Consider the following 6,075-nt stretch of genomic DNA (forward strand, 5'->3'; position numbering starts at 1 on the left):
GCGCCTCTGCTGCGCACCTCGTGCCCCTGATTCATCGCCAGCTCGAGGATCTGGAAGGACAGATGATCCAGATCGAAGATCTCTTCGACGGCCAGCTGCCCCGGCGCGCTGTCCGGTGCCCGCAGACATTGGGTGAAGACCGCCATGGGGAGCTGGTAGCGGTAGTGGAAGATGAGGGTTTCCAGCGGCAGGAAGAGACTGGAAATGACCAGGTCCGGTGCCAGATCCGCCATCAGCTCGTCCAGGTCACCCTGAATCAGCGGTTCCAGATGCTGGCTGAAGACCCGGCCTTGCACGACGCCGGATGGAGCCTCTCCAGATTGGGCCTCGGCGCGCAGCTGGGCGGAAGCGCCGGCGGGATAGAGGTCGCTGTAGATCGGATAGAGCTCCAACCCCTGGCGCTCCACGTAGGGTTCCATGTCGGGAATACCGATGTAGGAAACCCGGTGGCCGCGGCGAATCAGGGAATGGGCCAGACCGAAGGTGGGAAAAAGATGTCCTTGCTCGAAGTCCGAGAGGAAGAGGAAATGGGCCATGGGGGTACCTCCTCGACAACCGAGATTGCTCGATATGTCTGCGGAGGCCCGATGCGACTTCTTCTCCACGGCAGAGCGCACCCCCGGTGGGGAGCGAGGCCAATCCGGCGTGGAGGCTGAAGAAGAAAGGTTTGGAGATGGTCCCTACGCCCATAGCGCACACACAAGACGGGAACCATCGACGATCTCCCCGAGACAATCAGCAAAACTAATTAAAAATTACCGACAATCGGTAAAAGCGCGTGGAGTATAGCACCTTTCAAGGACCTGCGAAGGTCCTATCCAACTAAGGCTCGAGCCCCCAGGAGATCAGAACTGCACCAACATGGCGGCCCAGTGGAAACCGGCTCCGAAGGTGGTGAGGAGCACCAGATCACCACGGCGCACGCGGCCGGCGGCGCGGGCCTGGGTGAGGGCCAGGGGGATGGACGCGGAGCCGGTGTTGCCGAAGTCCTGAACGTTGATGAACACCTTCTCCAGCTCCACCTCCAGGTGCTTGGCCACCGCGTGGATGATCCGCAGATTGGCCTGGTGGGGCACCACCAGATCCACGTCGGCGAGGCTTCGGCCGGCCTGCTCCAGGACCTGGCGGGCCGCCTGACTCATGCGGTGCACCGCCTCCTTGAATACTTCCCGGCCGTTCATCACCACCGCGTGGTGCTCATCCCGCTGGGCCCGTTCGAGGGTGAAGGGCTTGCGGGTGCCCCCCACTTCCAAGCCCAGAATGCCGGCGCGGCTGCCGTCGGTGCCGGAGACCGCGGCGAGAATCTCGCCGGAATCCTCCACCCACGAGACCACCGCGGCACCGGCGGCGTCGCCGAAGAGCACGCAGGTATTGCGGTCGGTCCAGCTCATCAGCCGGGTGAGCAGCTCCACCCCCACCACCAACACCCGGCGAGTACCGGTGAAGACCCGTGAACGGGCCACGTCCAGGGCCTGGACGAAACCGGCGCAGCCGCTGCCCCCCAGGTCGTAGGAGGGGATGGGGCGCAGGCCCAGGCGATGCTGCAAGATCGACGAGGTGTCGGGGACGTAGACCTCCGGCGTGTCGGTGGCGACGATGAGCTCGTCCACGTGCTCCGGTTCCAGGCCGGCGTCGGCGAGGGCCGCCCGTGCCGCCTTCTCTCCCAGATCGACGGTGGTCTCGTCCTCGGCGGCGATGCGGCGGCGGTGGATGCCGGTGCGCTCGACGATCCATTGATCGCTGGTGTCGACGTACTGGCACCAATCCTCGTTGGTCATCACCCGCTCCGGCGCGTAGGCGCCGAGACCGATCATCCCGACCTTCGCTGGCGGCACCCCGGAGCCCTGCTCCGGAGAATCTTCCTGGCTCATGGTGGACTCCCTTCGGGGTCATTGTAGTCCCCCGGCCACGCCCCCGTCTCGGTGGCCCGCCCCGTCTTAGTAGCCCGCCCCGTCTCGGTAAGGAACGCGGTGATAGCATTTCTTCGACAGTTGCGAACGAGCCGGTTCGAGCATTTCCCGTGCAGCCACCCCAAACCAGTCTCTCCCCCACCCTGTCCCGATGCCGGCGCTGGGCAAAGCTCGGCATCGAAGCCGCCGGATGAGCTCTCGCCGCCAGCCCGGACGGCGGGATCTGCTCCTCGCCGCCCAGCTCACCGGCAGCACCGCCCTGACGCTGCTCGCCCAGCAGACCGTCGACATGACCGGCGGCTATTTCGGCAGCGCCGAGGAGATCACCGCCGTCGGCGCCGGTCTGAGCCTCGGCCTGGTGGCCCTCACCGTCTTGGTGATCTTCACCTTCGGCCGCTCCCGTAGCCGGCCCTCCCACAACTGGCGAGGCTACGCCGTCTCCGCCGCCTACTCGCTCAATATCGGTCTCTTCGTCCCCGCCATGGCCGCCGACCCAGTGCCCGCCGGCCTCGTAGTGCTGTGGAACGCTCTGCTGCTGGGGGCGCACTTTCTACCCGCCGAGGCCATGTCCCGGCCCCGCCGGCAGCTGGAGGATTCGGAGCTCTGGCGCTGGCTGATGCGCTGGTATCCGGCGCTGCGCCATCTGACCACCCTCACCCTGGTGCTGACGGTGGCGGTGGTGGGGTATCAAGCCAGCGCCGGCTGGCTGCCCCGGGCGGTGTGCCTGATCCTCGGCTACGGCTCCCTGGCGCTGGCAGCGCCGTTTCTCCGACTGCTTCTCCAGCAGCGCCGCCGGGGGGCCTTGCTGCCGCTGGCAGCGGTGCTGGCGAGCCTGGCCTCCGCCGCTTCCCCCGCCCTCATGCTGAGCCTGCTGGCGCTGGCCTTGGCGGTGCTCTTGGGTCTGCTGCTGGGTCAGCAGGAGAGCACGGAGGATTTGCTCAAGGCCTTCTACCGCCATCCCTCGCGGCTGGTCTTCGCTTCCTTCGTCTCCCTGGTGCTCATGGGCACGGTCTTTCTCACCTTCCCGTCGGCGGCGGCTCCGGGAACCTCCATTTCCGCCCTCGACGCCCTGTTCACCGCCACCAGCGCGGTCTGCGTCACCGGCCTCATCGTCCTCGACACCCCCAACGCGTTCTCCCCCCTCGGCCACGGCGTGATCCTGGGCCTGATCCAGGTGGGCGGTCTCGGGATCATGGTGCTCTCCACCTTTGCCACCCTGCTGTTGGGAGGCAGCCTGGGATTGCGCGGCGAGCGCGCCCTGAACGACGTTCTGGAGCTGCAGCCGGGCCATACCGCCTACGTCCTCACCCGCTTCATCGTCCTCTCCACTCTGGCGGTGGAGGCGGTGGGAGCGGTGATCCTCGGCGCCGGCTTTCTACTCCGCGGTGAGACCCTCGGCGACGCCCTGTGGCTGGGGCTCTTCCACTCCATCTCCGCCTTCTGCAACGCCGGCTTCGCCCTGCAGTCAGATTCGGTGGTGATCTTTCAGCAGAATCCCTGGATGCTCCTCACCCTGGCGCTGCTGATCACCGCTGGCGGCCTCGGCTTCGTGGTGCTGGCGGCCCTCTGGCAGCGGGTCTTCCACCGCCGGTGGGAGCGGGTACAAAGAATCCAGCGCTTTTCGGTGCAGGTGCGGGTGGTGCTGGCGGCATCGGCGGCGCTGGTGGCAGCGGGCTGGCTGGTCTATGCCCTCACCGAGTGGAGCCATTCCCTGGCCGGTCTGCCGACCTTCCACAAGCTCACCAACTCCTTCTTCCAGAGCGTCACCCTGCGCACCGCCGGCTTCAATTCCGTGGACTTCGCCCACCTGGCGCCGGCGACCCTGCTGCTGATGATGATCCTGATGTTCATCGGCGCTTCCCCCGGCGGCACCGGCGGCGGCATCAAGACCACCACCCTGGTGGTGCTGCTGGCAGCCATCTGGGCCAACGCCCGCAACCGCCCCGCCGTCCAGCTGGCGCAGCGGGAGATCTCCCGCGGCACGGTCTACCGCAGCCTGGCGGTGGTGCTGATGGCCTTGGCGGTCTCCCTGGTGGGTTTCTTCCTCCTGCTGCTGGCGGAGGACCAGGCCTTCGACGCGCTACTCTTCGAGGTGGTGAGCGCCGCCGGTACCGTCGGTCTGTCCCTGGGAGCCACCGCCGAGCTCGGTCCGGTGGGGAAATTCATTATCATCGCTATCATGTTCATCGGACGCATCGGACCCCTGACCCTCGTTCTCTCCCTGGCCACCGGAGAGACTTCCGCCGGCTCGCGCCTGCGCTACCCCGAAACCAGCATCATGGTGGGCTGATGGCCGGCTCCGGAGAACTGGTGATCATCGGCCTGGGCCGCTTCGGCCGCAGCGTCGCCACCAACCTGGCCCGCCGCGGCCAGTCGGTGCTGGCGGTGGACCGGGCCGCGGAGCGGGTGGAGCTCATCGCCGAGGAGGTGGATTCGGTGGCCATCGCCGACGCCACCGACGAAGCCGCCCTCGACGAGCTGCCCCTGGAGCGCATCTCCTGCGCGGTGGTGACCATGGGCTCCCGCGCCACCGAAGCGTCGATCCTGACCACGGCGTTGTTGCGCCAGATGGGGGTCCCGCGCATCGTGGTGCGCTCGTTCAACGATCTCCACGCCCGGGTGCTGCTGGCGGTGGGAGCCAGCGAGGTGATCAACCCGGAGGACGAGATGGGCCACCGCCTGGCCCTGCACCTGGCCAACCCGAGCCTCGGCAGCCAGATCGAGCTCGGGGACGCCAGCATCACCGAGCTCGACGCGCCGGAGACCTTCGCCGGGCAGAGCCTGGCGGAGCTCCATCTGCGCAAGCGCCACCGGGTGACGGTGCTGGCGCTGCGCCGCGGCGAGGAGGTCCTCGCCAACCCGGAGGCCGGCGAGAAGATCGAGAGCGGCGACGTGCTGGTGCTGCTGGGTCACGGCGACGACATCCAGCGCGTGGCGGCCCTGGAGTAGGAGGAACAGCTTGACCCTGCGGCTGCGCCTGCTCCTCGGCTACGGCTATCTGGTGGCCCTGATGGTGCTCTGCGCCGGCAGCGCCATGCTCGGCTTCCTCCAGCTGAGCCGGGGCATCGACGTCATCCTGGAGGAGAATTTCACCAGCATCGCCGCCTGCACCCGCATGCTCGAGGCCCTGGAACGCCAGGACAGTGCCACCCTCCTGCTGCTCCTGGATCAGGCTCCGGACCGGGACGAGCTGCAGCGCTGGCACACCGCCTTCGAGCAGAGCCTGCAAGCCGCCGAGGACAATGTCACGGAGGAGGCGGAGCGGCCGATCCTGGAGCACCTGCGGACCTCCTACAACCAATACCGGCTCCAGCGAGGCCAGTTCTTGGAGCAGCGCGGCGAGCGACCCCTGCGGGCCTACAACGAAGAGGTGGAACCGATCTTCGGCCAGGTCAAGGCGGACGTCCTGCAGCTCCTGGACATCAACCATCGGGCGATGCGCGAGGCGGATCGGCGAGCTCGCTCCACGGCGGTGCAGAGCGGCGCCGGCATCGGCTTCTTGGTGACCATCGGTCTACTCTCCCTCATCGTCCTCTCCCGGGCCCTGCGGCGGCGGCTTTTAGAGCCCCTGCGGGAGCTCACCGACGGCATCGAAGCCATCGCCCAGGGCGAGGATCGCCGGCGCCTGCCGGTGCGCGGAGAAGACGAGCTGGCCCAAATCTCCGCCCAGCTCAACGCCGCCCTGGACCGCCAGCAGGAGCTGCGGGCGCAGATGCGCGGCCGTCTGAGCCAGGAAAAGCAGCTGGCCCTGGCCCTCCTGGCCTATCTCCAAGGACCGGTGCTGGCCATCGGTCTCGACGGATTGATCATGGTGGACGAGCTCGGCCCCCTGCGGGACACCATCGAGGCGGACTTGGTGAGCTGGGTGCTGGAGGACGGAGCCGAGACAGTCCGCGGGCTGAGCACCGGCGAGGTCCCCCCTCCCATCACCCTCGACCTCGCCGGCGAGACCGTCACCGTCGAACTCCTCCAAGCCCTGCGCCGGCGCCCCGTGGGCTGGCTGGTGCGCCCCGGGGGCGAAGCGGTATCGGCTCGTTAGTCTTGGTCTTCAAACAAGACGATACGGAGGGCTGGCGCCCACTCTACAGCCCAAAGCTCGACAGCCTCCCCTAGGGTGGGCGCCAGCCCACCAACTCGCCTGCGACTCGGGTAGGAACAATAAGGA

General features: G+C 67.6%; 5 protein-coding genes. 3 read left to right on the top strand and 2 right to left on the bottom strand.

The genetic code is table 11. The features are described 5' to 3' along the window. Positions 1-536 (bottom strand): hypothetical protein (locus tag SX243_24800; GenBank protein ID MDY7096207.1); only part of this gene is annotated, 536 nt, incomplete at its 3' end. A 309-nt stretch (positions 537-845) separates the two neighbouring features. Next, positions 846-1,871 carry a beta-ketoacyl-ACP synthase III gene (locus tag SX243_24805; GenBank protein ID MDY7096208.1) on the bottom strand — a complete coding sequence of 342 codons (1,026 nt, stop codon included), beginning with the start codon at positions 1,869-1,871 and terminating at the stop codon, positions 846-848. A 229-nt stretch (positions 1,872-2,100) separates the two neighbouring features. Between SX243_24805 and SX243_24810 the strand changes: the two genes are divergently transcribed. The 3 genes from SX243_24810 to SX243_24820 are packed head-to-tail and all read left to right on the top strand — an operon-like array spanning position 2,101 to position 5,949. Further along, positions 2,101-4,200 (top strand): potassium transporter TrkG, encoded by a 2,100-nt coding sequence (locus SX243_24810; protein MDY7096209.1) that lies wholly within the window; start codon positions 2,101-2,103, stop codon positions 4,198-4,200. Next, positions 4,200-4,859, top strand: a complete 660-nt coding sequence (locus SX243_24815) for a TrkA family potassium uptake protein (protein ID MDY7096210.1) — start codon at positions 4,200-4,202, stop codon at positions 4,857-4,859. Before SX243_24810 ends, SX243_24815 begins: the two co-directional genes overlap by 1 nt. A 10-nt stretch (positions 4,860-4,869) precedes the next feature. After that, a complete protein-coding gene (locus SX243_24820; protein ID MDY7096211.1) occupies positions 4,870-5,949 on the top strand; it encodes a HAMP domain-containing protein in 1,080 nt (359 codons plus the stop codon). Positions 5,950-6,075: the final 126 nt, after the last annotated feature.

The organism is Acidobacteriota bacterium (assembly GCA_034211275.1).
Classification (GTDB): Bacteria; Acidobacteriota; Thermoanaerobaculia; order Multivoradales; family JAHZIX01; genus JAGQSE01.

Bases quoted from the DNA above. Each gene is read 5' to 3' on its own strand.
- SX243_24815 (MDY7096210.1), top strand. From the start codon at position 4,200: ATGGCCGGCTCCGGAGAACTGGTGATCATCGGCCTGGGCCGCTTCGGC.
- SX243_24810 (MDY7096209.1), top strand. From the start codon at position 2,101: ATGAGCTCTCGCCGCCAGCCCGGACGGCGGGATCTGCTCCTCGCCGCC.
- SX243_24805 (MDY7096208.1), bottom strand. From the start codon at position 1,871: ATGAGCCAGGAAGATTCTCCGGAGCAGGGCTCCGGGGTGCCGCCAGCG.